We start from the raw sequence: 26,804 nt of genomic DNA, 5'->3' as shown, positions 1-26,804 counted from the left end.
TTTAAGTATTTCGTCTCTGTCCCAACGTTGGAGTGTTTTTACTGATACTCCTAGTAACTCTGCAAAATCCTTTGGCTTGTAGTTTGTGATATTCGATGTGTTCATGATTATTATATTGCCTCCTTCATAAACACATTATATCGCATTTGAGTATATTTGTATATATTTTTAATTACTTAAAATCTCTCCTTCCTTAAATTCAGAATATTCTGAAAATGTCTTGTAAAAGGGTCAGTCCCCTATTGTGCTCTCTTTTTGAACTCTGCAACATTGTCTTTATTCACTTCCTCAAAATCAATCCAGTAATTATCCTCTACCTTTTCACCTTTGATTGCATTAACCAGGACCTCCACGGCCTTACTTCCCTGGCCTGCTCCGTCCTGGAAGATAGATGCCACAAGATCATCATTTTCTACTGCATTTAAAGCATCTGTAATACCGTCCACTCCAATGGCAGGAATATTTTTATCTGAGGCTTTTACCGCTTCCCTTGCACCTAGTGCCATCTCATCATTTTCAGCTACAATTGCATCAATCTGCTCAAATGCCTGGAGCCAAGTTTCCATGACAGTCATTGCCTCTGAACGTGACCAACTTTGTTTTATCTTATCACACATCTCTTATATACTCCATATAAAACTGGAAGGACATCTTGGATTTACATATCAAAACAATGGACAATAAAACAGAGAAAAATGTATATAAAAGGGGTTGTCAGGAAATAGATAATCTCAAAGAAGGAGGGCGTGACCGATGCCGGTCACACCCTCCCTCTTAACTTTATCCTAAAAAAGAAGAAAAGATGGCTAACGACAACCACCTTTTTTCCGTTACATGTTATAATGTAACTATGCAAAAACAAGATTATTATAACGAATTTTTTGAAAAAGGGCAACAAAAAATTAACATCAGTTTCTTCGAATTGCATTTACCCGATGACGATCCAGTCTATTCCCTGAAAAAAGTGATGGAGGAATTAGATTTTTCAGGCTTACTTGCCTGTTGTTCAGATAAGGGAAGAACCGGGTATAATCCAATCATGCTGTATGCTGTTGTTACTTATGCAAATATGCGGGGAGTGCGTGCTGTTGACCGTATTGTTGAATTATGCGAAAGAGACCTAGCTTTTATCTGGCTGACCAAAGGCCAGAAGCCGAAGCGGGATGCGTTTTATGATTTTAAGAGTAAAAAACTCACCGGGGAAGTTTTGGACGAACTGAATTATCAGTTCCTCCGCCGGTTGAAAAGGGAAGGCCTTATCACGCTCAAAGAGCTTTTTATAGATGGTACAAAAATAGAAGCGAATGCAAACCACTATAGCTTTGTCTGGCGGGGGAGTATCAACTACCATCTTGCCGGTCTGCTGGATACGATAGATACCCTTTATGCAAAGTACAATACACTTCTGCACGAAAACGGATATGGTCCCAAATATGATCTTGGGGATGCGCAGATGTTTCTCATTGAAGGCATGGAAAAAGTCAGACGTATAATTGACGAAAACCGGAAACGGAAGCTGACAAAACATAAGAAACTCTCAAACAATACGGTCATCGAAATTGATAACTGCTCTCCTCTTGAGATTTTGAAACTCCAGAAGAATCTGATGCGGATTGCAGAGGGTGAGGGAATTTCATTCGTCCATAGTAAGGGAAAACAGAAGACCGAAATACAGAAACTGTATGAGGAACTGGAAGAATGTGGAAATCGTCTGATGTGATATAAAGAGTGTTTTGAAATCATGGGAAAAGACCGCAACAGTTATTCCAAAACAGATCTGGAGCGACCTTTATGCGGATGAAGGAAGACCACATGCTTAACGGGCAGTTAAAACCAGCATACAACGCCCAGATCGCAGTGGAAAACTACTTCATCATTCACGGCTATGTGAGCAACGACCGGACGGATTATAACACTCTGATTCCGGTTCTGGAAAAGCATCGGAAAGCTTTTGGTGAAACATTGGAAGAAGTGACAGCAGACAGCGGATACTGTAGCGGATGTGAACATAAAGCCCGTTGTCTGTATAAATATGATGCGGAAAAGAACAGCGGCCGGAATAAAGTGATGAAGATTAATGAGCAGTGGGAAGCCCTGAAAGAAGCATCCAATGCCAATATACAGAGTGAGAAAGGAATCCTGAAGCGTCAGATCTGCTCCATCCAGACCGAAGGTCACTTTGGGGATATCAAGGAAAACGAAAACTTCCGGCGGTTCAATTACCGCAGTTCAGAAAAAGTGTATAAAGAATTCATGCTGTATGCAATGGGTCGAAATATAAATAAATATCATCGGTTCCTTCACCATGAAATTGAGAAATTCACAGGAAAAGCCGAGCAGAAAACAGCTTAGAGAACAGTGTGCGTCCAGGGTTATGGAAAAAGGGGATTTTGTGCCCCAAAATAGGCCAGCTAAAGAAAAAACAAGCATATCTACCAGAGCGTCCTTTGCTGAAAAGCATGGAACTCTGTAGGATATGCTTGTTTTGGTGTAAGAGCCTTAAAAATCGGTATTAACCGACAGCCCCTTGAATTGTAAAACAATTCTGAAAACGGGCGGCAAAAGGGACTGACCCCTTTTTTATTTTTTGAAAAAGTCCGGAATCTTGATCTGTTGTTCTTTGACCTTTCCTGAAGGTGTTCTGGGCTGTTCCAGGGTCGGCATTGTGCTGTTCCCTGAATTTGTCCGGCTCGCGGAAGATGAGCCTGTCCCCGGCTGTCTTATTTGCGTCGGTGTCCTGCGCTCTCCGTCCAAAGGAACTCTGTTGACTCTTTCCCCTGAGGGGAGGATGGAGCCTACCTTCTGCTGTCCTTCCAGTCTTGCTTTGAGCTTGGAAGAACTTCCGCCCACATTATGTAAACCAGTGGCGATAACGGTGATTGTAGCCTCGTCGGACCTGGAGTCATCATACATAGCACCGAAGATAATATTTGCATTCTCGCCGGCGAGATCCTGTACATATTCAGCTGCATCGGATGCATCCATCAGGGTAATATCACCGGAAATATTGATGATAACATGGGATGCTCCCTGGATGGTTGTCTCAAGCAGCGGGCTGGCAACAGCCTGCTTTACCGCCTCCAGAGCCTTGTCGTCTCCGCGGCCTGCACCGATACCGATGTGAGCAACACCCTTGTCCTTCATAACAGTCTGGATATCCGCGAAATCCAGGTTAATCAGTGACGGCACATTAATCAAATCAGTAATACCCTGAATACCCTGCTGAAGAACCTCATCAGCCTTCTTCAGAGCCTCCGGCATGGTTGTCCTTCTGTCAACTACCTCCAGCAGCTTGTCATTCGGGATGACAATCAGTGTATCTACATTCTCTTTCAATTTATCTATACCTGCCTGGGCATTGGCCATACGTGTCCTTGATTCAAAGCGGAAGGGCTTTGTGACAACGCCTACCGTCAATGCTCCCTGCTCTTTTGCTATACGCGCAACAACCGGAGTAGCTCCTGTTCCTGTTCCGCCTCCCATACCGCAGGTTACAAATACCATATCGGCACCTTTCAATGCGGAAGATATCTCTTCTGCACTTTCTTCAGCAGCCTTCTCCCCCACTTCCGGCTGTGCACCTGCTCCAAGACCTTTCGTAAGCTTCTCACCTATCTGCATCAGAGTGGGAGCCTTACATAGCTGAAGTGCCTGCTTGTCTGTATTAATCGCAATAAATTCCACGCCTGCAATCTGCTCATCAATCATACGGTTTACCGCGTTATTACCGCCGCCGCCGACTCCGATGACAATAATTCTTGCAGCCGCTTCCGATTCGTTTGTTTTAATTTCTAACAAGAGTATTTCCTCCTTTATAGTCTTATTAATATAATTTTATACTTCCCTTTTTGATTGAACGATATAATTCAATAAGTATATAATATAGTCTTTCATACAAATAATCAATAGATTTTTGCTTATTTTCTCACTTTTTATCCGGTACAAAGCGTATAATTTTGTCCGAAGTGTCATAGTTTTCCAGATGCAGCGTCCCCGGGGTATCAGGATACTGCTTGGACAATTTTTCTAAAATAGGAGGCAGCTGGGCAACACGGTCCTCATAATTCGTCTTTCCCACAAGGACCTCCACATTTCCAAAATAGAATGCCGGACCGGCCTTTGAGCAGACAATTCTGTCAGGGACCAGTTTATATTTCCTGAGAAGCTTTGACAGTTCCACTGTTCTCTGAAATATATCCTTATCTGAGACAGGGAGCACCTCTCCCAGTTTTACTTTTGATACGTCCACCTCCAGACCTTCCAGGTTTGCCACCCCAGCAGGCTTATCAGCGGTTGTCAGCATTGCTGTCCCTTCTTTGTCAAAGCACAGATACCCGCCGTTATACTCTATATAACCGGATATTTCCTTTTCTTTCACCGTGACCTGCACAATCCAGGGTGTTCTCAGTGTGATTTTGGTAGACTCCACCCCGGGCAGCTGTTTTGGACTGGCAAAATTATATCGTCCCCAGATATACACAGTATTAGCAGTATACTTGTCTTTCTTCAGCCATTCTGTGACGTCCTCTTCACTGACATATTTATTCCCTTTTACCTCTATCTTTTGTGTGTGGAAAAGGAGCATGAATGAAAATAGGACAATCAGAATTCCGAGTATAAAAATCAAAAGCCCAAGAACTACTCCCTGGCGTTTTTTCTTTTTGTGTTTTTTCTCTTTCTGCTTCATCTAAAGTCCTCCTCTATCCAATCGGACCTGGATACTGTTATTCTATCAGATTTGACACACTTAGTACAAGCCCCATTTCCAGAAGAAGAAACATGACCGAAGTTCCTCCGTAGCTGATAAAAGGCAGTGTGATTCCTGTATTTGGTATCGAATTTGTCACAACTGCAATATTTAATATTACCTGTATCATCATGTGAGCCAGCGCGCCGGTTGCTATAAGAGCTCCCAGCAGGTCTTTTGCATGAGTCGCAATAACAAAAAAGCGCCAGATCAGAATCAGAAACAGCAGGATAATAAAGCTTGCTCCCACCAGACCCAGTTCTTCACAGATAATGGAAAATATCATATCATTTTGTGCCTCCGGCAGAAATCCCAGCTTTTGCACACTTTCTCCCAGTCCCCTTCCAAAGAGGCCCCCGGAGCCGATGGCATAAAGTCCCTGCAGTGTCTGATAACCCTTTTCGTACATTTCTGGATTCCGCCAGATAGCCAGTCTTTCCATGCGGTAACTCTCCAGCGCCAGAAAGATTCCCATGAATCCCACGCCTGCAGCTCCCATCCAGATAAACTGGGCATATTTTGGACTGGCAACAAAAATCAGAACCACCGCAATGCCCATAATAATAATAGCAGTACTTAAATTGCTTGCCCCAACCAGCCCCACTATGGGCAGTACGGGAACCAGTACTTTTATCAGAGTTCTGAATTTGCCCATCTTCTTCACATTTTTTGTAACGAGACATGCGAGAAAAAGTATAACCGCTACTTTTGCAAATTCTGACGGCTGAAAAGAAACAGGCCCCAAAGACAACCATCTTTTGGACCCATTGTACTCATCTCCTATAAATATGACCGCAACCGATAACAAAATAGCGGTCAGATAGCCTAAGTTCGCCAGAGGCACCCACTTGTGATAATCAATTTTTGCCACAATCAGCATTCCGGCCATTCCCAGCACCGTTGCAAATCCCTGTTTTTTCAAATAGTAAAAAGAATCGTGAAATTTTACCCGTCCATTATAGGAACTGGTGCTGTACAAGAGAACCAACCCTATACTTACCAGAAGTAATACAACAATCAGCAGTGTGTAATCATACCGCCTCTTTTTAGCCGGACGCTCCAATATAAATTCACTCCTTATACTTAATGTTTTGCTCGATCCCGCTACACTGCATGCATCTAGTTTAACTGTAACACCATCTCTTTAAATTTATCTCCGCGTTCTTCATAATTCTGGAACATTCCCCAGCTTGCACAGGCGGGGGACAAAAGAACAGCGTCACCCGGCGCTGCATATTTTACACAGGTTTCTACTGCCTCCTCAAATGTATCTACAAGGACGGTGTCTGTGAATCCAAGCTTTCTGGCCGTTTCGTCAATTTTTTCCCTTGTGGCCCCCAGCAGCACCAACTTCTTTACTTTGCCGTCAAATGCCTGAATCCATTCTTCATAGGAGGATCCCTTATCGTACCCCCCCCCGATAAGCAGAGTGGGACGGTTCATTGCCTGGATTCCCCTGATGGCCGCATCCGGGTTGGTGCCCTTGGAGTCGTTATAGTATACCACTCCGTTTTTTTCAGCCACAAACTCAATCCGGTGCTCCACGCCCTGAAATTCTTTCAATGTCTTTCTTATAATTTCCATGGGAACCTTATAGGCTAACCCCATAACAGCCGCCGCCATAACATTCTCATAGTTATGTAATCCAAGAATTTTTAATTCATCTACATGACAGACTTTTTCCGGCACACCTGTAATATTGCAGATGATACTGCCGTTATCCAGATAAATTCCCTTTTCTAGTTTACGCTGGCTGCTGAAATATAGAACCTCGGCGCTGACTTTTTCTCCAAAATTTCTTGTCGCCTCATCCTCATAGTTCAACACACAGGTGTCTGCAGGTGTCTGATTTTTTGCTATATTCTGTTTTGCCGCTATATAAGCCTCCATGGTATGATGGCGGTTCAGGTGGTCTTCAGTGATATTCAGAATCGCGCTCACCTTAGGACGGAAGGTATGTATGCTTTCCAGCTGAAAGCTGCTCATCTCCGCAACAATCACTGAACTTTCTTTTGTTTTGGAAACGATATCGGTGTATGGATTCCCAATATTCCCCACCACAAAGACGCTTTTCCTATAATTCTTTATAATTTCGCCCAACAGTGTTGTGGTGGTAGTTTTCCCGTTGGTGCCGGTGATTGCAAGTACATCACCCTTCCCCAGGACATAGGCAAGTTCCGTCTCCCCCCAGATAGGTACCCCCTTTGCCCGCATCTGGTTTACCGCAGGAATATCCAGAGGCACGCCGGGACTCATAATCGTCAAAGCTAGGCTGTCCACAATTTCTGCCGGCAGTTTTCCCAGTATCACTTGTAATTTTCCTTTTCTATCCTCCAAAATCTCATTCTTTATCTTCTCGGCATCCAATGAGATATTCCCATCATAGAGAATCACCTCAGCTCCTTTAGCGAGCAGCAGACGGCTTGCAGACACTCCACTGATACCGGAGCCGAACACCAGAATATTTCTTCCTCTTAAATCCATTCTTTTACACCCCCATAAGCGCAATCAGACAGAGAATCGCTGTTGTGACGGAAAATACCGCAACAACCTTCGTCTCAGACCATCCGCTCAGTTCAAAGTGGTGATGAATGGGCGCCATTTTAAAGAAACGCTTCCCGCCTGTTTTCTTAAAATAAGTAACCTGTATTATAACTGAAGCAACTTCCACCAGATAAACCAGACCCACAATAATGATAAACAGCGGCATCTGCAGCATATACGCCGTGCCCGCCACAAAACCTCCGAGAGCCAGCGACCCTGTGTCCCCCATGAATACGCTTGCAGGATATACATTAAATAGGAGGAATCCAAGCAGGGCGCCTACGACCGCACATGTAATCGGCTCTATTCCACTTTTTGTCCCTATGGCAACCACTGTAAAAAATGTTGCCACCAACACTGTCACACTGGAAGCCAGACCATCCAGTCCGTCGGTAAAATTCGCTCCGTTCACTGTCCCAATTACGGCCACAAACAAAAGGGGGACTGCCGCCCAGCCGATATCCCAATACTTCCCGCCGGAAAAGGGTACTAAAAGAGTCAGAGGAATCTTTGACACCTCTATAAGGTAATAGGCGAAAACAGCCGTCACTACAAGCTGCAGTGCCATCTTCTGCTTTGGATAAAGTCCATCTGAGCGCTTCAGCACCACCTTTAGATAGTCATCCAAAAATCCAATCAGACCAAAACCAATTGTGAGAAATAAAACAGGAATAATATTTGGATAGCTTTTTACATAAAGCAGAGAGGTAATCACCACACTTCCCAGGATGATCACACCTCCCATAGTGGGCGTCCCTGTCTTTTTTAAATGGGACTGCACCCCATCTGTCCTCTCCGTTTGTCCCATCTTCAGCTTTCTAAGAAACGGTATTACAACCGGTCCCATCAATAAGCTCAACGCAAATGAAATCAATACCGGAATCACTACATGATAATTCATACATACACCTCTTCAACTCTTTTGTTAAACGGACACATATCTGCCGTGCTTTCTTTATCCGGCAGACACTTTATTTAGTATATCATATCTTAATACACATTTGTAGTTCTGTTTTCAAGAAAATGTAACAGATCAGCCATGCGGATTTTAGGCAGCACAGGCAGAAAAAAGCTTGCTGCTGAACTGTTAGAAGAACATCTCACTGCTGCTCTTCATCACTCACCGTCTCGCTCTTTTCTATTCCAAGATAAGGGAGTACATTGTCAAAAATATTTCTCATCACCGGCGCAGCTATTGTTCCTCCGTAGTACACCCCCTGGGGATTATGTATCGCAATCATTCCCAGCACCTGCGGATTGTCTGCCGGAGCAAATCCAATGAAGGAGGAAATATATTTATTTGCACTTCTGGGCAGGGTTTGCGATGTGGCCGTTTTCCCTCCGATCGAATACCCTTCGATATAGGCATTTTTCCCCGTTCCTTCCGATATAACCCCTTCCAGAAGCATCCGCATGGTGGCAGATGTCTCTTCAGATACAATCCCATCTTTTTCTTTATATTTCAATTCTTCCACCACGTTTCCCTCTTTGTCCAGAACTGCCATTCCCAGATGAGGCGTTATCCGTTTTCCTCCATTGATGAGTGAGCTGACCGTTGTAGCCATCTGGATCGGTGTGATCTGGAAGGACTGTCCGAAGGACATGGTTGCAAGCTCCACCAGACCTATGTCCTCTTTTTTGTGCATAATCGTTCCCGCTTCGCCGGGCAAGTCTACATTTGTCAGACCAAAAAGCCCAAACTGGTCAAAATAATCATAGAACCTGTCGGCTCCAAGACGGAGGCCAATGTCTATAAAAACGGGGTTGCAGGAATTTTGTATCCCCTGGACAAACGTTTCGGAGCCATGGCCTCCCACCTTATGGCATCTTATCTTCCTGTCCTCCACAACCCGGTACCCGGGGCAGGAAAATGTATCATCTAATTTTACGACACCCTCCTCCAGAGCGGCGGAGGTAGTAATAATCTTAAACGTAGAACCGGGCTCATAGGTATCATTAATGCAGCCGTTCCGCCACATTTGGTTTAACTGATCCTGCAATTGTTCATCAGTCAGTGTGTCCGCATCTGTCCCTGTATTTAGTATATACGGCTCATTCAAATTAAATTCCGGCACATTGACCATTGCCAGAATTTCTCCGTTCTGGGGATTCATCAGCAGTATGGATACAGCGTCCGCCTGTTTTTCCTCCATAGACTTCAGTGCCGCCTGCTCACAGAAGGACTGAATATTATAGTCCAGGCTGATTTGAAGTGACTGCCCCGCCACAGGTTCCATTCTATCTTCCGCCACTCCCTCCAGCTCTACTCCTCTTGCATCGGTAGTCGTCAGAATCGTCCCGTTAATTCCCTTTAAATAGTCTTCATATTTAACCTCAAGGCCAATAATCCCTTGATTATCGCCTCCCGTAAAGCCAAGTACCTTGGACGCCAGTTCATTGTGTGGATAATAACGTTTAAAATCCTCATCCACCTTTACGCCTGCCAGATTATAATTGCGGATTCTATCCCCAATTTCCTTCTCCACATTTGTTTTTATTCTTTCTATAGAAGAAACTTTCTCTACACGTTTTCTGACTGCCGCTTCATCCAGCTCCAATTCCTTTGCCAGAGTCTGGATAATAAGCTCTGGATCCTCAATTTGATTATGTATGACAGAAATGGTGCAGACTGTCTTGTTCGTGGCAAGCACTGTCTTATTTCTGTCTACAATTTCGCCCCTTGCAGCCTTGATGTCCCGCTCCCGCTCATGAAGTGACTCTGCCTTTTTCTGATAGTACTCTGCGTCAAATATCATGAGATATGCCAGACGCCCAATCAAGGCCAAAAGAATGGCTGAAGCACACACAAAAACAATGAGTACTTTTCTCTTATTATATGTTTTGTTCTTCATAAATAAAAAACCTTACAAAAGATATTTTTATAACATATTACATCTTTTGTAAGGTTATGCGTACTCTCTATTCCGACGGTTGGCCGGCAGCCCAGTCATCAAGGTCAGGTGTATAGTTTTCGTCCACATAAGAGCCGGCCTGATTCGTATATGTATCCTCATATTCGGAATCAAAGGCTTCATAATCTGTCCCCTGAGAAGCCGTATCTGCTGGATCTGTATTCTCCGGGGCAGTATCACCGCTTTCTGTGGTTGTGATATTCAGATAGGGAAAAACCTGAGACATTATTTTTTGAGAAAGCCCCAGTACATAAGCACTGTTATCCTGCCTTTCCACATTTGGCTCATCTATTACCACATAAACCACAACCTCTGGATTTTCCTGGGGAGCATACCCGATAAAAGATAGCAGGTACTTGCCCTGATTCCGTGGAAGCTTTTCGGCGGTTCCTGTTTTTGCTCCGATATCATATCCCGGCACCTGTGCTCCTTTCCCGGTTCCGGATGTCATAACGGCCTTCATATATTGTTTCACCATTGTCGATGTCTCGGCTGATACTGTCTTTCTTAAAAGCACCGGGTTCTTTGTCTCAACAACACTTCCGCTCTGATCCTGAATCTGTTTTACTACATGAGGCTCATAATACAAACCCCCGTTTACCAGAGAAGAAAAAGCAGCGGCCATCTGTGTCATTGTCACGTTAAATCCCTGTCCGAAGGAGTTAATTGCCAGATCTGTAATCCCCATATTTTCATTTGTGTAGACAAGAGACGAGGTACCCGCTTCACCAGGCAGGTCAATTCCCGTATATTCTCCGAATCCAAAAATATGCTGGTATTTGACGAAATTCTCTATGCCGATACTCTTAGCCATCTGCATCAGCGCTACATTGCAGGAATTTGCCACTGCCTGTTCTATAGTTTGTGTTCCGTGCCCTGTTTTAAGATGACAGGAAATGTCCCAGTCCCCCACGTGAAGAAATCCGTTGCAGACATAACTTTCGTCCCCGGTCAGCGCTCCTGACTCCAGGCCTGCAGCCACCGTAAACGGCTTTACCGTCGAACCGGGCTCATAAGCATCACTGACAGCAAAGTTCCGCCACAATGTGTTCATGGCATCCAGCTTTTCATCATCTGACATCGCTGCTGTCTGCTCCTTGGAATACACCCCGGACAAGTCCCTGGGGCTATTCAGATTGAAGTTCGGGTAGGAGGCCTCAGTCAGTATTTCTCCTGTGTTGGGATTCATTATAATGACCGCTGTGTTCTTGCTTCCCGGCTCGCCTGCTCTCACCTCTCCGGCATGTTCCTCATTGAACTCTCTGATGCATTGCTCCACAATGCTCTGAAGTGTCACATCAATGGTAGACACAACCGTATTCCCGTTCTTAGCCGGTTTTACAGTGCGTTTTGCCAGAGATGCGTCATCGAAATACCCGTATTCGCGCCCGTCTGTTCCGCTTAATATGTCATTGTAGGCACTTTCAATTCCGATTGCACCCTGATCCTCGGAAGACACAAAGCCGATTACATCACTTGCCAGTGTGTCATAAGGATAATGCCTTTTATAATCATCCTCCAGCCATATTCCTTTTACGTTTGGGTGATTTTCTGTATCATCCTCTATCTCTTTAAATTTCTGGGCCTTGTCATAGGCCACGCCCTTTGCCAGTATCTGATACCGGCTGTCGGGGGCTTCCTCGATTACTTTTTTTACGTCTTCTTCTTTTATCCCGAAAACATCTCCCAAAACTTTTATCGTGGGCTCCTCATAATCCTTATCAGATTTCAGAGCAGCTACATCTAATATGACATTGTAGACTCTCTCGCTGGCGGCCATCTTTGTGCCGTTGCGGTCCACGATATCTCCCCGCTTATATGGAATCACACGGCTGTCATACTCCTGCTGGTCAAGTACAATCTTTGTATACCGGCTGCCCTTTGATGCGTTAATATAAGTAATTCTGCCTATAAGAACAATAAAAGCCAGTATAATTGCCATAAACAGCATTACCAGCTTTTGTTGCATCTTTTTTGAAAACCGTTTCGTTAAAAAATTAAATCTGTTCTTTTTATTTCGTTTTGTCATATTTTATATCCTTAATCTGCCGCATTCTGAGATCTGGCGAGGACACCGTCAGAGGGTATATCACTGTACTGGCGGACATAATCGCTGGTAGGGCTGTTATACTCTATCACAATCCCCTGGGCTGCATAAACCATTCCCATCTCATTCATTGCTTTGCTGCGTATTTCCTCCAGATTCACGGAATCCGCCACTGCATTATAGGCCGTATCATTTTGCTCTGTTAATTCCGTTAATTCTTCCTGCAGTGCAGAAACATTTTCAGTTCTGTCGACCATATCCGACTGCAGCTTCAGATATGACACACATATCATAACTGCGCAGACTGCGGCAATCATCTGGAATATCACATATGCCAGGCTCATACTGAGTGCACGCCTGCGGTTCCTGCGGACCCGGCTGCTTGTCCTTACCGGACGCTTCGGCTGTTCCCGTGTTCTTCTCACCGGCACAGCTTCCGGCTGGCGTACTGTATTGCCATAAACATATTCCTGTCTGTGACTGTTGTTTGTACTTCTTACTTGTCTGGTTGCTGACATCCTTCTTCTTGCCGCCATACTGTCTGCCCCTTTCTTAATACTGGTTCCGTCAGGCTCTCCCCTTCCTGCCGGATCTATTTGCTATACTCCTTTGACTTCCCTAGCTCCGTTCAAATACTCTCAGCTTTGCGCTCTTTGAACGGCTGTTTTCTGCCAATTCCTCCTCACTTGGTAAAATCGGTTTCTTTGTGATTGCCCTTCCTTTTGATACTTTCCCGCATACACATACAGGAAAATCAGGCGGACAGGTGCAGGGATTTTCATTCTTTCTGAATGCACTCTTTACAATTCTGTCCTCCAGAGAATGGAAGGTGATAATACAAATTCTGCCTCCTGGATTCAGTAAATCGATCATATCATCCAATGTATCCTTTAAGACATCCAATTCATGATTCAGCTCTATACGGATTGCCTGAAATGTCCTCTTGGAAGGATGTCCTGAAGTTTTCTGAAACTTCATGGGAACAGCTTGTCTTATAATTTCATTGAGCTGTCCCGTTGTCTCAATCGGACCCTTCCCGCGTGCTCTTACGATATGCTTCGCAATATTCTTTGCAAATCTATCTTCCCCATAATCCCGGATCACGCGGTAAAGGTCTGATTCGCTGTAGTCATTGATAATGTCCTTTGCCGTCCTCCGCTGCCTCTGATCCATTCTCATGTCCAAAGGAGCATCGGTACGATAGGAAAAACCTCTTTCTGCCGTATCCAGCTGATACGAAGATACGCCCAAATCCAGTGTAATCCCATCTACCTTTTCAATGCCCAGTTCCCGGAGCCTCGGCTTCATATCACAATAATTGCTCCTGATTATTGTAACTTTCTCCCCGAAGTCGATTAATCGAATGCCGGCTGCTTCAATAGCTGCCGCATCCTGGTCTATTCCTATAAAACTCCCCTTGCTGCTTAACCGCTTACACACCTCAAAGGCATGTCCGCCTCCGCCGAGTGTAGCGTCGACATAGATCCCATCTGGCTTCACAGCCAGAGAGTCTACTGTCTCATTCAGTAAAACTGATGTGTGCCTGAATGCCATAAATGCCTCCATGTGTTATTTAACCGTCATTAGATTCGGATACCGATGGATTCCATACGTTCTGCAATCGCATCTAACTCTTCTTCGCTGACCTGACTTCTTTCTTCCCAAAGTGCTTTATCCCAGATTTCAACGCGGTCCTGTACCCCTACAAGGACAACATCCTTCTCCAGTTGGGCTGCTTTTCTAAGTGTGGGGGAAATCAAAACCCTCCCCTGTCTGTCAAAGCTGCCTTCCGATGCGCTTCCGAAGAAATAACGTTTGAATATTCTGGCATCTTTATTCATCCGTGGCAGTGTTTCCAGTTCGGCGACAAAGTTATTCCATTCATCCTTAGAGTACACAAAGAGACAGCCCTCCAAGCCATTACAGATTACGAAACTTTCTCCCAAATCATCTCGCAACCGGGCTGGAATGATTAATCGGCCTTTTTCATCAATTGTGTGATTAAACTCCCCTAACAGCATCCGGAACCCCTTCTTCTAAGCGGGCCTCCACATTCCTCCCACTTTACACCACTATCTACCACTTCCTACCACTTGACACCATTGTAAACCACACTCACTCCATTTTCAAGTGTTTTTTTCTTTTTTATCTAAAAGGGTAGTCCTGTTTTAAAACTCCAAACGCGCCTTCCACCTGTATGAAACGGTTTATCCGTAATTCAATCCCTTTTGGAGTCATTATATTTTGACCCGCCACTACAAGTTTCTTGTGCCCGTCATCCGCGCAAAAAAATAGTGCAGCCTCCATAGGCCGCACTGTTTCTTATCCTTCTTTAATCTATTCTTTTTTGATTATTCACTCAGCTGACTCATATAATCGTTAACCCCATTGTAGTTGATCTCTGCCACCGGCCGGTCTTTCTTTGCTTCCTGCTTCTGATGTGCAGAAAACCCAAGCCACAAGACGACTGCAAATGCCGCCAGCACCAGTGCGGTTCTCCGCAAAGCATCCATGATCCGCTGTTTTTTCATGATTTTCTTTCTGTTGGCTTTTTCCTTTTTGTAACGGTCTACCTTCTCCTGACTCATACTCAGTTCTCCTTCGTGCTAAACAGTTATGTTTATTTTAACACAAATCACTTTATATCACAACTATGATTCCGCCGTCATTGGCATACATAGTGCTGATGCCTGCCGTATCTACAATGAAACTAGATTTCACTTTTACTTTCCGGAGAATTGACTCCTGTACCTCCAGAGCTCTTTCCTTACAATTGCAGTGTGCAATGGCCAGTATTTTTCCCTCCGGATTCTTCAAATCCTCTAAAATATGCCCTGTCATCTTCACCAGCGCTTTCTTCATGCCCCTCGCCTGTCCCAGCTGACAGATAACGCCCTCCGGCTTTGCCCCCATAATCGGCTTAATATTCAGTGCACTGGCCACCATTGCTTTAATCCCGGTAAGTCTTCCGTTTTTGCGGAGTGTATCCAACGTTTCCAGCACAAAGTAAGTATTCTGGATCTCTATATATTCTTCCACTGCTGCAATAACCTGTTCGAAAGCCATACCCGCTTCTTCACACTCCTGAATCTTTAATGCAATCAATGTCTCCCCTACAGAGGCAGAACGGGAGTTGAATACATAGATATCCTTTTCTCCATACTCTTCTTCATACAGTTTCTTACCCAGCTCTGCGCTGTTATAAGAGCCGCTTAGCTCTGAAGACAATGTGACTGCATAAACTCTGTCTGCCTCACAGTGATATCTTTCCATAAACTCCTGCGGCGACGGACATGAAGACTTAGGGCTTACCTGGCTTGCCGCCACACGCTTCAAAAAATCAGCCTGATCAAATGACATATCGTCTGCAATCCGCACTCCATCCACTTCCATCGTAAGAGGCGCAGTTTCAAATACCCCGCTCCCTTTCATCTTATCAGTTAATTCGCCACAGCTGTCAACAATTACTTTATAGCTCATGTTATATCCTCCCGCACCATACATCATGCATTCTAATCCTATTATATGTAGTTTCGAATACTACATTATAATATAACACAATTTATATAGTATGAAAAGATATTTTTTTACTTAGTTTTCATCTAGTTGAATTTTCCGCGATATGCCCAGTGCAATTCCCATTTCCGTCATAAGAAATAAAATAGAGGTTCCCCCGTAGCTAATGAACGGGAGCGTGACTCCTGTTGTGGGAATTAGGTTAGTGACGACTGCTATGTTCAATATTACCTGGAGTGCAATATGTGCAAATATGCCGGAAGCTACAAGGGAGCCGTACATATCCGGTGCATTCCTGGCAATAAACATCAGACGATATAAAAGAAGCCCGAACAACATCAGTATCACAATGGCGCCAAACACACCCAGCTCCTCACAGACAATAGAAAGAATCATATCATTTTGCACTTCCGGAATCACACCCAGTTTCTGTGTACTGTTGCCAAGCCCTTTTCCGAAAAAGCCGCCGGAGCCTATGGCATACAAGCCCTGCATCACCTGGAACCCGCCGGTGTCCGCGTGATTTTCCGGGTCCAGCCATGTAATAACCCGGCGCAGGCGGAAGTTATCACTTGTTGAAATGGCAGAAGCTAATATAGAAACACCGACTGCCACTACAGCTGTCCCCCCTGCCAAAATAGCAATAAAAGGTTTCGTTTTAGGATGAACGATAAATATCAGCACGCAGGTAATTGCCATTACGATAATCGCAGTGCTCAGATTATCGGTCAGGAAAAGAACCCCTGCGGCAGCCACTGCTCCAAACGCCAGAACTCTGATGATTCCTTCCCGTGTACTGATTTTCTTTCCCATCCTGCACAATTCATAAGATATGAACAGAATCACTGCTATCTTTGTAATTTCCGAAGGCTGCAGGGTCATATTCCCCGGAAGCTGTATCCATCTTCTCGCACCGTTTATCTCTGTTCCCAGGGGAGACTGCACAAGAGCCATTATAATCATAGCCAATATGTATAATTCAAATGAATATGCCCCCAGAATGTGATAATCAATTTTTGACACAATAAGCATGAACCCAAAACTTATAATGCTGAAAATTGCCTGTCTGGAAAAATAATGCATATCATTTCCGTCAAAATCTATCTGGGCGCTGTACGCACTTGTACTGTACAAGATAACCAGCCCAAAGCACGTTAAAAAGATAATGACCAGCAGCAGATCATAATCGAAATATTTTGTTTTCTCTCCTGTCTGCTGCCTGCCTCTCCTTTTTGTTCCAGCAGAAGACCTCGGCTTCCTGCCTCCCATACTTTCTCCCCTTTTCTTATACTTACCTTCCATTCATTGCCGGATGTATTGGTTTTCCATGTTCAAAAAAGCGGTCATACCATACAAGGAAAATATACACTGTCCAGATTTTGCGGCTGTTGTCCGTCTTTTCGTTGGTATTCTTTCCGTTTTTGTGGTTATCCAGCATTTTGACAAGCAAATCTGTATTAAAGAACTTTCTTGCCGCCTCGGAGGTAAACATTTCTTTTACTATGTTGTAATACTTGTCTTCCTTCAGCCATACACGGGTAGGTATCGGGAATCCCAGCTTCTTCTTCTCCGCCGTCTTGCTCCGGATCACTTTCTCAGCGGCGCCACGAAGCGCTACCTTTGTCTTTGGTGCCCGAACCTTGTAATCCAGAGGTAGATTCTGGGCCAGCTCCAGAACCTTCTTATCCAGGAACGGCACTCTGACCTCCAGCGAATTTGCCATTCCCATCTTGTCCCCCTTCATCAGAATGTCGTGAACCAGCCAGAGATGTAAATCCACATACTGCATCTTTGTAACCGGGTCCTTCCCATTTACTCTGTCATAGAGCGGGCGGGTCACCTTCTGAATTCCCGGCTCACAGCCCTTTTTCAATATTTTATTTGCTTCACGCTCTGTGAAAATGTTGGTTGCATTTGCAAAATACCTCTCCTCCAACGTCTTCCCATGGCGCATAAGGAAGCCTCTTCCCTTCATCCCGCGGGGCAGGCAATATTCTGCAAACTTACCCAAAAACCGCCTAAAAAACATTGGAAGTTTATTAAAGCCGGTATGCTCCAGAGGCTCGCAATAAATATTGTAGCCGCCGAACAGCTCATCCGAGCCCTCTCCTGAGAGCACAACCTTTACCTTTTTAGAAGCCTCCTCGCTCAAAAAGTAAAGCGCGATTGCCGCCGGGTCGGCAACAGGTTCATCCATATAATACTGGATGTCGGATAACTTATCCCAGTACTCCTCAGGTGTAATTACCTTCGCATCATTCTGCATATTGATGCTTGCGGCAAACTCCTTTGCATCCTGAATCTCACTGTACTTTCCTTCATCAAATCCCACTGTAAAGGTTCTGTCCACCTGCCCTAAATAGGTCAGATAGCTAGAATCTACGCCGCTTGACAGATACGAAGCAACCTCCACATCACTGATTTTATGTTTTTCTACAGATTCCTCCATAGCTTTTTGCACATCTTCCACGATTTCCTCAAAAGATTTCTTGCTGTCTCCTGTAAAATTCGGCTCAAAATAACGGGTTATTTTCATTTCTTCATTTTCATAGACAAAAAAATGCCCCGGCTGCAGGCAAAATACCCCTTTAAAAAATGTCTCATTGGTCGGGACAAACTGAAAGGAAAGATAATTTCCAAGAGCTGCCTCATTGAAAACCTTATCAAACTTAGGATGCTCCAAAAAAGACTTAATCTCCGAGCCAAACATCAGGGTACCGTTCATCTGTGCATAATAAAAGGGCTTAATTCCAAAAATATCCCTTGCACCAAAGAGTCTTTTTTTCTCCCTGTCCCAGATTACAAAGGCATACATTCCACGAAGCTTGTCCACAAGTGTCTCACCCCACTGCTCATAACCGTGAAGAAGTGTCTCGGAATCGGTGTTTGACGTAAATATATGGCCTGCTTCCACCAACTCTTCTCTCAGCTCCTGATAATTGTAAATTTCACCGTTAAAAACAAGAACCTTGCTCCGATCCTCATTGTAAAGAGGCTGGTCCCCCTCCTCCGAAAGGTCAATAATACTCAGGCGCCTAAATCCTAAGGCCGCATCCTCATCCAAGAACTTGCCCTCACTGTCCGGTCCACGGTGTATAATGGTATTCATCATATCCGTCAATACCTGCTCTCTATCCTCAACATCTCCCACAAAACCTGCAAATCCACACATAAAACGTTTTCTCCTTTAAATCATGCATATTAAACTGCCGACGTTCAATAAATAACTAGACCTATTTCTCTCATGTAATTCCACATATTTACATAACTTGCACCCTATTATATCTTTTTTCATATATAAAGACAAGATTTACTTTTAACAAATACGTGGCAGTCCTTCTCCATACAGGATATCTATAATCCGCCTGCCATGCAGTGCTGTTGTCATGTAAACACCGGCACCTTCAGTGATATCGCCGATAATCCGGGCATTTTCCCCGTATTTGTTTTGCTGCATAGCCGCAAGGGCTGCTTCCGCCTGTTCCCCCGGTACCACTGCTATCATCTTACCCTCATTTGCCATATACAAGGGATCAAGGCCCAGAATATCGCAAAAACCTTTCACTTCCCGGCTTATTGGTATAGAAGTTTCGTCGATTTCCACTCTGCAGTGTGAGCTTTCGGACACCTCATTTAAGACTGTAGCCAGGCCGCCCCGCGTCGCGTCGCGCATGCAGTGCACGTCAATGCCATTTTTCAGCAAATCTGCAACGATAGAAGAAAGAGGGGCACAGTCACTGGATATTGTATTTTCAATTCCCATCCTGCCTGACATAATAGCCGCATGATGTTCCCCCAGGTTCCCGGAAAGTAAAATTGCATCCTTCGGACGGCAATTCTGAATACTTACGCCTTCTTTTAAAATTTCACCTATCCCCGATGTGTTGATGTAAACATTTCCGCTTCCCTCTATCACCTTCGTGTCGCCTGCTACAATTTTCACGCCTGCCTCTAAGGCCGCCTCTTTCATAGTCTGTGCAATCTGGTCAAGCTGATTCATATCTGTGCCTGCTTCTATAATAAACCCGGCAGTGAGATATTTCGGCTTTGCCCCCATCATAGAAAGGTCATTGACCGTTCCACATACTGCCAGCTTTCCAATGTTGCCTCCTCTGAAGAACATGGGAGTCACAACAAAGGAATCCGTAGTATAGGCAATCCTGCCGCCAATATCAAGGACAGCTGCATCCTCCAGCTTATTGAGGGTTTCATTGTCAAAATGCTTCAAAAATATGTCATGTATCAGGCTGCTTGTCTGTTTGCCGCCGCTTCCATGTGATAGATCAATATACATATCAACCTTTTCCTCCTCTGTTTTTGTACCAGATACCGCAGACTCCCTCCGTTGATACCATACAGGGACCGACGGCATTTAAAGGTGTGCAAGCTCCCGAAAACAAGGGACATTCCGGGGGATTAATTCTTCCCAGGATCACATCCCTGCATCTGCAGCCTGCCGGGATCTTTTCCTCAAATTCATCAAAGGAACTGCCCGCGTCAAATTTGCTATATTCCGGCTTAAGCTTCAGGGCCGATTTTTCAATCGTGCCAATGCCTCTCCAGGAATCGTCCTTCAATTCAAAATACTTCTGGATGACAGACTGGGCTGCCAGATTCCCTTTTTCTGTGACCGCATTCGGGTACAAATTTCTCATCTCGTGACGGCCGCTTTTTATCTGACACAGGATTTCATAAAGCGCGGCAAGAATATGTTCTCCCTCAAAGCCTGCCACAACAAAGGGCTTTTTATACTTCTGCGCCAATTCTTTGTATACGTCACAGCCAATGATTACACTCACATGGCCGGGAGCCAGAAAAGCATCAATATTCTTTTCATTTTCACATACATAGGAGAGAGCCGGAACCATAATCTTAAGAGAAGTGAGCAATTTCAAATTGTGTATTTCTCTTTTTGTAATTTCGTCAAGCAGTACGCCGTAAACAGGTGTCGTCGTCTCAAATCCAACGGCAGCAAAAACGTACTGAGTATTTTTATCCTCCAGCGCAATTTTTACTGCGTCCAGCGGAGAATATAATACTCTTACCCGGGCTCCCGCAGCCACCGCTTCCGTCAGAGACATCCGGCTTCCCTTCACCTTCATCATGTCCCCGAAGGTGAGTACGCAGTGCCTCTCCTGTCCTGCTATGTCCACCAGCTTATCCACATAAACGGAGGGGGTCACGCAGACCGGGCAGCCGGGCCCGGAAATCAATCGAATTTTTGGAGAGATCAAGGACCTGATTCCATTCTTAAATATGCTGGAGGTATGGGTCCCGCATACCTCCATGATTTTAATCTCTTCCCCGTCATAGTCTCTAAGCTCCCGGACAATCCGCTCAAGCGTTATCATGAACTTCCTCCTCCAGCTCTGCAAACACATCCAGTATCTCCCGGGCAGTATCCTGCGCCAGCACATCAATGGCACAGCCGGCGTGCATCAGCACATAGTCCCCCGGCTTTACATTGACCAATTTCACATTGACATCACAGATATTATCCATAACATCCACCTTTGCAGTATCACCATTTATTTCCATTACCTTTCCAGGTACAGCAACGCACATATCTCTACCTTCCTTTCATCAGACCTATATAAGCCTGGCCCAGGCTGACGGACCCGTCGTTTGGGGGAACCGCCATGTTATAGTATACTTCAAAATGACTTTTCCTTAAGAGCTGTATCAGATGTTCAGTCAATACCGAATTCTGGAAAACACCGCCACTTAAGGCAATCTGATTTATTTCTTTCTTCTCTCTGACAATAAGGCATACCTTAAGTGCTGCCTCCGCCACCGCACAGTGAAAACCAAGTGCCAGCGATCTGCGAAGAGCCTTTTCATCTTCCTCTTTTCTTTCACTCCACTCACTTCCAAGTGTCTCCAAGACGGGGCCGGGTTCTATAAGCAGTTCTCCCTCTTTCTCGGTAATGCCAAATGACATCTGCCGGGGCCGGATATGATTTTTTTCTGCCAGAAGCGCTTCTTTCTCCAGAAACACAGCACACTTTCCCTCGTAGCTATTTACATCTGCTATTTCCAGCATGCTGGCAGCCGCATCAAACAACCTTCCCATACTGGAGGTCAATATCGTGTTAATGCCATGATCCAGAGCTGACTTGATTATACCACTCCTGTCATCATTTATAAACCGATCCAACCCGGAATTTAAAAGAAAACAGGCTGCCGTCTTTTTTGCATCCTTCATGGACGGATCCCCGCCCAGCACAGGTGTGTATGTCAGATGTGCAGCTCTTTTGAATTCTCCGCCTTCGCAGATCATAAATTCGCTTCCCCACACATGGCCGTCCGTCCCATACCCGGTGCCGTCAAAGGCGATTCCGAGAACTTTTCCCTCCATATGATGCTCTGCCATAACTGATGCAATATGCGCATGGTGATGCTGAACATAGAGAAGAGGAAGGCCAAGAGTTTCTGCATATTTTGAGGAAAGATACCCCGGATGCATATCACATACTGCCAACTCAGGAGTCATCTGCAGCAATCCACCTAAATCTCCCACCGAAGCCTTGTATTCATCAAAAACTGCCGCCTCCTCCAAGTCTCCAAAATATTGGGAAACTACTGCACTGCCTCCCTGATACAAACAGAATGCAGCTTTTAAGTCTCCCCCGGCGGCAAATATTTTCATGTTCTTCCCGTTATCCTGTAAAAAAACGGGATAGGGAACATAACCTCTGCTCCGGCGGATCAGCTGGGGCTTTTTATCCACAATCTTAGCCACGGAATCATCCACAGATCTGAGAATTCTTCTTTCATTATACAGTACACCGTCCAACAGGGGCGATTTCAGGGACAGCATGGCCGCATCCTCCCGGATGATGGGCTGATCCGAGATATTCCCACTTGTCATAATCAAGGGCCCGCAGTCTTTAATCAGCATAATCTGCAGGGGCGTATAAGGCAAAAATGCACCACAGTAAACACTGCCCTTATAGGTGGAAAAGGCCATCCTTTGATTGTCAGAATACAGCAGCACAATGGGCTTCGCTCCGGATTCCAGAAGTATTTTCTCCTTTTCTGTGACATGACAGTATTCTTCAATCTCACTTACTGAGCCAAACATAACTGCAAAAGGTTTCTCCTCCCTGCCCTTTAGCTTTCTTAAATTCTGCACCGTTTCTTCTATAAAAGGAGAACATACAAAATGATACCCCCCAATACCTTTTACTGCAATAATCCCTCCCTGTTTTATAATCCCGGCAGCTCTGGCATAAGCTTCTTCATCCTTCAGTTCTCTATTTTCCCGGAAGATCAGGCGGGGCCCGCATTCATGGCAGGATATGGTCTGTGCATGAAACCGTCTGTCCGAAGGTGATTTGTATTCTCTTCCGCACTCTTTGCACATGACAAAGTCTTCCATTACTGTATTCTCCCGGTCATAAGGAATGCAGTCAATAATTGTATATCTCGGCCCGCAGGACATACAGCTTATAAACGGATGCAGATATCTCCTGTCTGACTTTTGGTACATCTCCTCCCGGCACTTATCACAGACTGCAAGGTCCGGAGGAATAATGGAAATCTTCCTGCCTGCTGTACTGCCGATAATCCGAAATTCTGTAAACTGCTCCGGCTTGCTTTCTGTGATATCCTTCACCGCAAGATTGACGATCTCACAGCCTCCCCACCGGGCATTTTTTAATTCTTTTATAAACGCTTCAAAATCAGATTGGGAGGACTGGGCGATGATTTCCACCATTCCGCCCTTATTCTGCACGGTTCCTCTAATATTATATTTTTCTGCCAAACGAAAAGTAAGGGGGCGAAAACCCACCCCCTGTACAATTCCTGAAACCAGCACCTTATTTGTCACTGTTTCAAATTCTCTTTTATCCATGAAACCACTTCCTCAAATCCTTCATCTGACTTAGCAGACACTTTGAAAACTGGAGCTGACGGATTCAGTGCTCTGACCCCTTTCATAAAATACTCTTCATCGAAATCCACATAGGGAAGCAAGTCCCATTTGTTGATTAAGATAATATTTGCTTTTTCAAAAGCAAGAGGATATTTATATGGCTTGTCACTGCCTTCCGTAACTGTGGAAATCAGCATCTTCACATGTTCGCCAATCTCAAATTCCGCCGGACATACCAGATTTCCAATATTTTCAATAAACAGGACTCCCTTCTGCACATCCAGTGCATCCGCAGCTTCACCTATCAAGGGTGAATCCAGATGGCACGCCCCGTTTGTATTAATCTGAATGGTTTTTATCCCCAGAGCCTGCAGGGCTTTTGTGTCAATATCCGCCTCAATATCACCCTCGATTACATAGGGAGTAATATCACCCAGCTTCTCCATAATTTTCACCAGCGAGGAGGTCTTCCCGGCTCCGGGTGATCCCATAACATTGACGGCAAAAATTTCCTTCTCTGTCAACCTCGCATTTGTCTGCTTTGCAATTTCATCATTTTTGTCATATACAGACTGCATAACCTCTACTTCTTTTGTTTCTGACATTTCACCATCTCCTATTATATCTCAATGGACTTCACATAAAATTCCTTGCCGATTTCAGTTGGCCGTCCCTCTCCGCCGCAGTCCGGACATTCAAAAGAAAAAGGCCTGCGCTCAAAAAATTCACCGCACACTGTGCATTTTAACTTCGGTTTCACCCGCTCAATATTAAGTACAGCATTTTTACACAAGCTGTCCCCGGCTATAATTTCAAAATACAAGTCAATCGAACTAGCTACGTATCCGGAATAATCCCCTACCACCAGATTAATCTGCTTTACTTCCTCTGCGTGATTTTCCCTGGCAAATTCCTCAGATATTTCAATAATCCTTTTAGTGATCGGATATTCGTGCAACGTAATCATCCTTTACTTTCTCTGTATCAGGGGCTGTATACTGATTCCTCATATGAAGGCACTTTTTCGGGCATACATTTACACAGTACCCACACTGGATACATTGCATTCTCTCAATACTCCAGCGTTTTTCCCCCTTATCGATCTCCAGAGCACCGGTTGGACACTGTCTTGTACACATTCCACAGAAGATACAGTCTTCAATATCATTTTCAATACTGCCTCTCGTGCGCTCGTAGTTTTCTCTCGGCTTTGCAGGATAATTTTCTGTATACGGGCCATGTACAATACTTTTAAAAAGTGTCTTTGTCATGCTTAAAATAGACATATTCATCACCTCTCTGTGCAGCTGATGCAGGGGTCTATCGTTAAAATCAGGATAGGCACATCCGCAAGATCACAATCTTTTAAAATTTCAAGAAGTGCAGGAACATTTGCAAACGTAGGCGTGCGGACCCTGAACCGGTCCAGGAATTTTGTCCCGTTTGCCTTCACATAGTAAAGCGCCTCTCCACGAGGCTGTTCGACACGTGTGAAATGCTCTCCCTTTGGGTTCCCCTTTATCTTTGTAATGATATCCCCTTCGGGAAGCTTCTCTATGCATTGCTTAATTAAATCAATGGCCTGAAATATTTCTCCGATCCGAACCTGCATTCTTGCATAGCTGTCGCCTTCCTCTGCCGTTATAGGCTCAAATTCCAGGTATTTGTACGCGCAGTATCCCTGAGTCCTCATATCCCTGCGGATTCCACTTGCTTTCGCCATGGGCCCCACAGCGCCCAGTTCCAGTGCCTTTTCCTTTGACAGCAGACCTATACCTACGGTGCGGTGTTTCACTGTTGAATCATTTAAAAACACACTGGTGACATCCCGCAGTTCTTTGTCCATATTTGTCACTACAGACACAATCTTATCCAGCATCTCGGGAGTTATATCTTTTCTGACACCGCCGATATCACACACGGAAAAAATCAGTCTGCCCCCTGTTGTCTGTTCAAACAAATCCAGAACCTGCTCTCTCAATCTCCATGTGTGCATAAACAGGCTCTCAAAGCCGAATGCATCCGCAGTCAGACCCAGCCAGAGCAGATGACTGTGGATTCTTGAAAGCTCTGCCCATATGGTTCTCAAAAAAACAGCTCTTTCAGGCACCTCGATCCCCATAATACTTTCCACAGACATACAATACCCCGCACCGTGCATAAAGGAACAGATTCCGCAGATTCTTTCCGATACATAGGTGAACTGCTTAAAATCTTTTTTATCGACTAACTTTTCAAGCCCCCGGTGGACATATCCTATCTGGGGGATTGCTTCTATCACCTTCTCATCCTCCAGTACCAGATCCAGATGGATAGGTTCAGGAAGTACCGGATGCTGAGGGCCAAAAGGAACAACTGTTCTCTTTCCCATTATTCCTCCTCCTTTTCCTTAAATGGAGCTTCCTCTGATATTCTGTACAGCTTATCGTGGAAATCAGCAATAATATTTTTTATTTTCACACCAAAAAGCTCTTTTATTTCATTTTCATATAAAAATGCATATCCATAAATAGGGGTGATACTCTCTATCTCTGTATCATAATCCATATTCACTCTTAAGTGTATAAAATCATAGTCTTTATCAAAGGAATAACTTAGTTCTACACCGTCCTTTCCTGTACAGGATATGGCCACCAGACGATAGCCTGCACTGTGCAGGTCGACGGTTTCAATTAAAATCTCGTCGGGAGATATTTCTTTTATTTTTTGTTCATCCACAGCAAACTACCTTCCTTTCAGAGCTTTCTGCTTTTCCTCCAGTATATCACAGGCCTTTAAAATTCCATCAATAATTGACTGGGGCCTGGCGGCACAGCCCGGCACATAAACATCAACCGGCAGCACCTTGTCGACTCCGCCCTCCACGTTATAGCAGTCGGCAAAAATTCCGCCTGACGTGGCGCATATTCCAACTGCAACGACCGCCTTCGGGTCTGGCATCTGCTCATAAAGCTGTTTAATAACGGGAATGCTCTGTCCATTCACACTCCCGGTTATCAACAGAATATCTGCGTGCCTTGGATCGCCTGTGTTGACAACACCGAAGCGCTCTACATCGTACAACGGCGTAAGACTGGCCAACACTTCTATGTCACAGCCATTGCAGCTTGTAGCATCATAATGTAATATCCATGGTGATTTTTTATTAAAACTCATATA

The 26,804-nt window shown here is 44.7% G+C and carries 25 protein-coding genes and 2 pseudogenes; 1 reads left to right on the top strand and 26 read right to left on the bottom strand.

Going from position 1 to position 26,804, the window contains the following annotated elements:
- Together EDD59_RS05545 and EDD59_RS05540 are read right to left on the bottom strand one after the other, a co-directional pair.
- Window positions 1-90 (bottom strand): annotated as a pseudogene (locus tag EDD59_RS05545) (MerR family transcriptional regulator); the annotation flags it as partial.
- 149 nt (window positions 91-239) lie between these two features.
- Complete coding sequence (locus tag EDD59_RS05540; protein ID WP_132379741.1) at window positions 240-617, bottom strand: substrate-binding domain-containing protein; 378 nt, start codon at window positions 615-617, stop codon at window positions 240-242.
- A 233-nt stretch (window positions 618-850) separates the two neighbouring features.
- Between EDD59_RS05540 and EDD59_RS18550 the strand changes: the two are divergent.
- Window positions 851-2,352 (top strand): annotated as a pseudogene (locus EDD59_RS18550) (transposase).
- 228 nt (window positions 2,353-2,580) lie between these two features.
- Here the strand turns inward: EDD59_RS18550 and ftsZ are convergent.
- The 24 genes from ftsZ to EDD59_RS05415 form a co-directional block, all read right to left on the bottom strand.
- A complete protein-coding gene (gene ftsZ / locus EDD59_RS05530; protein WP_132379739.1) occupies window positions 2,581-3,798 on the bottom strand; it encodes a cell division protein FtsZ in 1,218 nt (405 codons plus the stop codon).
- Window positions 3,799-3,925: 127 nt separating this feature from the next.
- On the bottom strand, window positions 3,926-4,687 hold the full coding sequence (locus EDD59_RS05525) for a cell division protein FtsQ/DivIB (RefSeq protein ID WP_132379737.1): 762 nt from the start codon (window positions 4,685-4,687) through the stop codon (window positions 3,926-3,928).
- Between the two features lie 37 nt (window positions 4,688-4,724).
- A complete protein-coding gene (locus EDD59_RS05520; protein ID WP_132379735.1) occupies window positions 4,725-5,810 on the bottom strand; it encodes an FtsW/RodA/SpoVE family cell cycle protein in 1,086 nt (361 codons plus the stop codon).
- A 56-nt stretch (window positions 5,811-5,866) separates the two neighbouring features.
- Window positions 5,867-7,231: a UDP-N-acetylmuramoyl-L-alanine--D-glutamate ligase gene (murD, locus tag EDD59_RS05515; RefSeq protein WP_132379733.1), complete on the bottom strand. Its 1,365-nt coding sequence runs from the start codon at window positions 7,229-7,231 to the stop codon at window positions 5,867-5,869.
- A gap of 4 nt (window positions 7,232-7,235) precedes the next feature.
- On the bottom strand, window positions 7,236-8,192 hold the full coding sequence (gene mraY / locus EDD59_RS05510; RefSeq protein ID WP_132379731.1) for a phospho-N-acetylmuramoyl-pentapeptide-transferase: 957 nt from the start codon (window positions 8,190-8,192) through the stop codon (window positions 7,236-7,238).
- A gap of 199 nt (window positions 8,193-8,391) precedes the next feature.
- Window positions 8,392-10,143 carry a peptidoglycan D,D-transpeptidase FtsI family protein gene (locus EDD59_RS05505; RefSeq protein ID WP_132379729.1) on the bottom strand — a complete coding sequence of 584 codons (1,752 nt, stop codon included), beginning with the start codon at window positions 10,141-10,143 and terminating at the stop codon, window positions 8,392-8,394.
- Between the two features lie 67 nt (window positions 10,144-10,210).
- Window positions 10,211-12,232 (bottom strand): peptidoglycan D,D-transpeptidase FtsI family protein, encoded by a 2,022-nt coding sequence (locus tag EDD59_RS05500; protein ID WP_132379727.1) that lies wholly within the window; start codon window positions 12,230-12,232, stop codon window positions 10,211-10,213.
- Between the two features lie 11 nt (window positions 12,233-12,243).
- Entirely contained in the window at window positions 12,244-12,786 is a 543-nt protein-coding gene (locus tag EDD59_RS05495) for a hypothetical protein (RefSeq protein WP_132379725.1), read from the bottom strand.
- An 82-nt stretch (window positions 12,787-12,868) separates the two neighbouring features.
- Window positions 12,869-13,804, bottom strand: coding sequence for a 16S rRNA (cytosine(1402)-N(4))-methyltransferase RsmH (gene rsmH, locus EDD59_RS05490; protein ID WP_132379723.1), 936 nt, complete (start codon window positions 13,802-13,804; stop codon window positions 12,869-12,871).
- Window positions 13,805-13,833: 29 nt separating this feature from the next.
- Window positions 13,834-14,271 (bottom strand): division/cell wall cluster transcriptional repressor MraZ, encoded by a 438-nt coding sequence (gene mraZ / locus EDD59_RS05485; RefSeq protein WP_132379721.1) that lies wholly within the window; start codon window positions 14,269-14,271, stop codon window positions 13,834-13,836.
- Window positions 14,272-14,601: 330 nt separating this feature from the next.
- Window positions 14,602-14,838, bottom strand: a complete 237-nt coding sequence (locus EDD59_RS05480) for a hypothetical protein (protein ID WP_132379719.1) — start codon at window positions 14,836-14,838, stop codon at window positions 14,602-14,604.
- Window positions 14,839-14,890: 52 nt separating this feature from the next.
- Window positions 14,891-15,730: a DegV family protein gene (locus EDD59_RS05475; RefSeq protein ID WP_132379717.1), complete on the bottom strand. Its 840-nt coding sequence runs from the start codon at window positions 15,728-15,730 to the stop codon at window positions 14,891-14,893.
- A 111-nt stretch (window positions 15,731-15,841) separates the two neighbouring features.
- Window positions 15,842-17,035, bottom strand: coding sequence for an FtsW/RodA/SpoVE family cell cycle protein (locus EDD59_RS05470; RefSeq protein WP_132379759.1), 1,194 nt, complete (start codon window positions 17,033-17,035; stop codon window positions 15,842-15,844).
- 22 nt (window positions 17,036-17,057) lie between these two features.
- Complete coding sequence (gene asnB / locus EDD59_RS05465) at window positions 17,058-18,938, bottom strand: asparagine synthase (glutamine-hydrolyzing) (protein ID WP_132379715.1); 1,881 nt, start codon at window positions 18,936-18,938, stop codon at window positions 17,058-17,060.
- Between the two features lie 144 nt (window positions 18,939-19,082).
- The gene (hypE, locus tag EDD59_RS05460; protein ID WP_132379713.1) at window positions 19,083-20,060 is read right to left on the bottom strand and encodes a hydrogenase expression/formation protein HypE; all 978 of its coding nucleotides are present in this window, start codon (window positions 20,058-20,060) and stop codon (window positions 19,083-19,085) included.
- A gap of 1 nt (window position 20,061) precedes the next feature.
- Window positions 20,062-21,117: a hydrogenase formation protein HypD gene (hypD, locus tag EDD59_RS05455; RefSeq protein WP_132379711.1), complete on the bottom strand. Its 1,056-nt coding sequence runs from the start codon at window positions 21,115-21,117 to the stop codon at window positions 20,062-20,064.
- Window positions 21,104-21,331 carry a HypC/HybG/HupF family hydrogenase formation chaperone gene (locus EDD59_RS05450; RefSeq protein ID WP_132379709.1) on the bottom strand — a complete coding sequence of 76 codons (228 nt, stop codon included), beginning with the start codon at window positions 21,329-21,331 and terminating at the stop codon, window positions 21,104-21,106. Before EDD59_RS05450 ends, hypD begins: the two co-directional genes overlap by 14 nt.
- Before the next feature lie 4 nt (window positions 21,332-21,335).
- On the bottom strand, window positions 21,336-23,624 hold the full coding sequence (gene hypF / locus EDD59_RS05445) for a carbamoyltransferase HypF (protein ID WP_132379707.1): 2,289 nt from the start codon (window positions 23,622-23,624) through the stop codon (window positions 21,336-21,338).
- Window positions 23,597-24,250, bottom strand: coding sequence for a hydrogenase nickel incorporation protein HypB (gene hypB, locus EDD59_RS05440; protein WP_132379705.1), 654 nt, complete (start codon window positions 24,248-24,250; stop codon window positions 23,597-23,599). Before hypB ends, hypF begins: the two co-directional genes overlap by 28 nt.
- 14 nt (window positions 24,251-24,264) lie before the next feature.
- The gene (locus tag EDD59_RS05435; protein WP_330571909.1) at window positions 24,265-24,612 is read right to left on the bottom strand and encodes a hydrogenase maturation nickel metallochaperone HypA/HybF; all 348 of its coding nucleotides are present in this window, start codon (window positions 24,610-24,612) and stop codon (window positions 24,265-24,267) included.
- Entirely contained in the window at window positions 24,581-24,931 is a 351-nt protein-coding gene (locus EDD59_RS05430) for a 4Fe-4S dicluster domain-containing protein (RefSeq protein WP_132379701.1), read from the bottom strand. Before EDD59_RS05430 ends, EDD59_RS05435 begins: the two co-directional genes overlap by 32 nt.
- Window positions 24,932-24,936: 5 nt before the next feature.
- On the bottom strand, window positions 24,937-26,016 hold the full coding sequence (locus tag EDD59_RS05425; RefSeq protein WP_132379699.1) for a hydrogenase large subunit: 1,080 nt from the start codon (window positions 26,014-26,016) through the stop codon (window positions 24,937-24,939).
- On the bottom strand, window positions 26,016-26,363 hold the full coding sequence (locus EDD59_RS05420) for an NADH-quinone oxidoreductase subunit C (protein WP_132379697.1): 348 nt from the start codon (window positions 26,361-26,363) through the stop codon (window positions 26,016-26,018). The genes EDD59_RS05425 and EDD59_RS05420 overlap by 1 nt, the downstream gene beginning before the upstream one ends.
- Window positions 26,364-26,369: 6 nt before the next feature.
- Complete coding sequence (locus EDD59_RS05415) at window positions 26,370-26,801, bottom strand: NADH-quinone oxidoreductase subunit B family protein (protein WP_132379695.1); 432 nt, start codon at window positions 26,799-26,801, stop codon at window positions 26,370-26,372.
- Window positions 26,802-26,804 lie beyond the last annotated feature (3 nt).

Source organism: Muricomes intestini, from assembly GCF_004346165.1.
Lineage (GTDB): Bacteria > Bacillota > Clostridia > Lachnospirales > Lachnospiraceae > Muricomes > Muricomes intestini.
The sequence above is the reverse complement of the archived record's forward strand: the minus strand, read 5'-3'. Positions and strand labels throughout refer to the sequence as shown.

Bases quoted from the DNA above. Each gene is read 5' to 3' on its own strand.
- EDD59_RS05540 (WP_132379741.1), bottom strand. From the start codon at position 617: ATGTGTGATAAGATAAAACAAAGTTGGTCACGTTCAGAGGCAATGACT.
- EDD59_RS05525 (WP_132379737.1), bottom strand. From the start codon at position 4,687: ATGAAGCAGAAAGAGAAAAAACACAAAAAGAAAAAACGCCAGGGAGTA.
- murD (WP_132379733.1), bottom strand. From the start codon at position 7,231: ATGGATTTAAGAGGAAGAAATATTCTGGTGTTCGGCTCCGGTATCAGT.
- mraY (WP_132379731.1), bottom strand. From the start codon at position 8,192: ATGAATTATCATGTAGTGATTCCGGTATTGATTTCATTTGCGTTGAGC.
- EDD59_RS05505 (WP_132379729.1), bottom strand. From the start codon at position 10,143: ATGAAGAACAAAACATATAATAAGAGAAAAGTACTCATTGTTTTTGTG.
- EDD59_RS05500 (WP_132379727.1), bottom strand. From the start codon at position 12,232: ATGACAAAACGAAATAAAAAGAACAGATTTAATTTTTTAACGAAACGG.
- EDD59_RS05495 (WP_132379725.1), bottom strand. From the start codon at position 12,786: ATGGCGGCAAGAAGAAGGATGTCAGCAACCAGACAAGTAAGAAGTACA.
- rsmH (WP_132379723.1), bottom strand. From the start codon at position 13,804: ATGGCATTCAGGCACACATCAGTTTTACTGAATGAGACAGTAGACTCT.
- mraZ (WP_132379721.1), bottom strand. From the start codon at position 14,271: ATGCTGTTAGGGGAGTTTAATCACACAATTGATGAAAAAGGCCGATTA.
- EDD59_RS05480 (WP_132379719.1), bottom strand. From the start codon at position 14,838: ATGAGTCAGGAGAAGGTAGACCGTTACAAAAAGGAAAAAGCCAACAGA.
- EDD59_RS05475 (WP_132379717.1), bottom strand. From the start codon at position 15,730: ATGAGCTATAAAGTAATTGTTGACAGCTGTGGCGAATTAACTGATAAG.
- EDD59_RS05470 (WP_132379759.1), bottom strand. From the start codon at position 17,035: ATGGGAGGCAGGAAGCCGAGGTCTTCTGCTGGAACAAAAAGGAGAGGC.
- asnB (WP_132379715.1), bottom strand. From the start codon at position 18,938: ATGTGTGGATTTGCAGGTTTTGTGGGAGATGTTGAGGATAGAGAGCAG.
- hypE (WP_132379713.1), bottom strand. From the start codon at position 20,060: ATGTATATTGATCTATCACATGGAAGCGGCGGCAAACAGACAAGCAGC.
- hypD (WP_132379711.1), bottom strand. From the start codon at position 21,117: ATGATAACGCTTGAGCGGATTGTCCGGGAGCTTAGAGACTATGACGGG.
- EDD59_RS05450 (WP_132379709.1), bottom strand. From the start codon at position 21,331: ATGTGCGTTGCTGTACCTGGAAAGGTAATGGAAATAAATGGTGATACT.
- hypF (WP_132379707.1), bottom strand. From the start codon at position 23,624: ATGGATAAAAGAGAATTTGAAACAGTGACAAATAAGGTGCTGGTTTCA.
- hypB (WP_132379705.1), bottom strand. From the start codon at position 24,250: ATGTCAGAAACAAAAGAAGTAGAGGTTATGCAGTCTGTATATGACAAA.
- EDD59_RS05435 (WP_330571909.1), bottom strand. From the start codon at position 24,612: ATGATTACGTTGCACGAATATCCGATCACTAAAAGGATTATTGAAATA.
- EDD59_RS05430 (WP_132379701.1), bottom strand. From the start codon at position 24,931: ATGTCTATTTTAAGCATGACAAAGACACTTTTTAAAAGTATTGTACAT.
- EDD59_RS05425 (WP_132379699.1), bottom strand. From the start codon at position 26,016: ATGGGAAAGAGAACAGTTGTTCCTTTTGGCCCTCAGCATCCGGTACTT.
- EDD59_RS05415 (WP_132379695.1), bottom strand. From the start codon at position 26,801: ATGAGTTTTAATAAAAAATCACCATGGATATTACATTATGATGCTACA.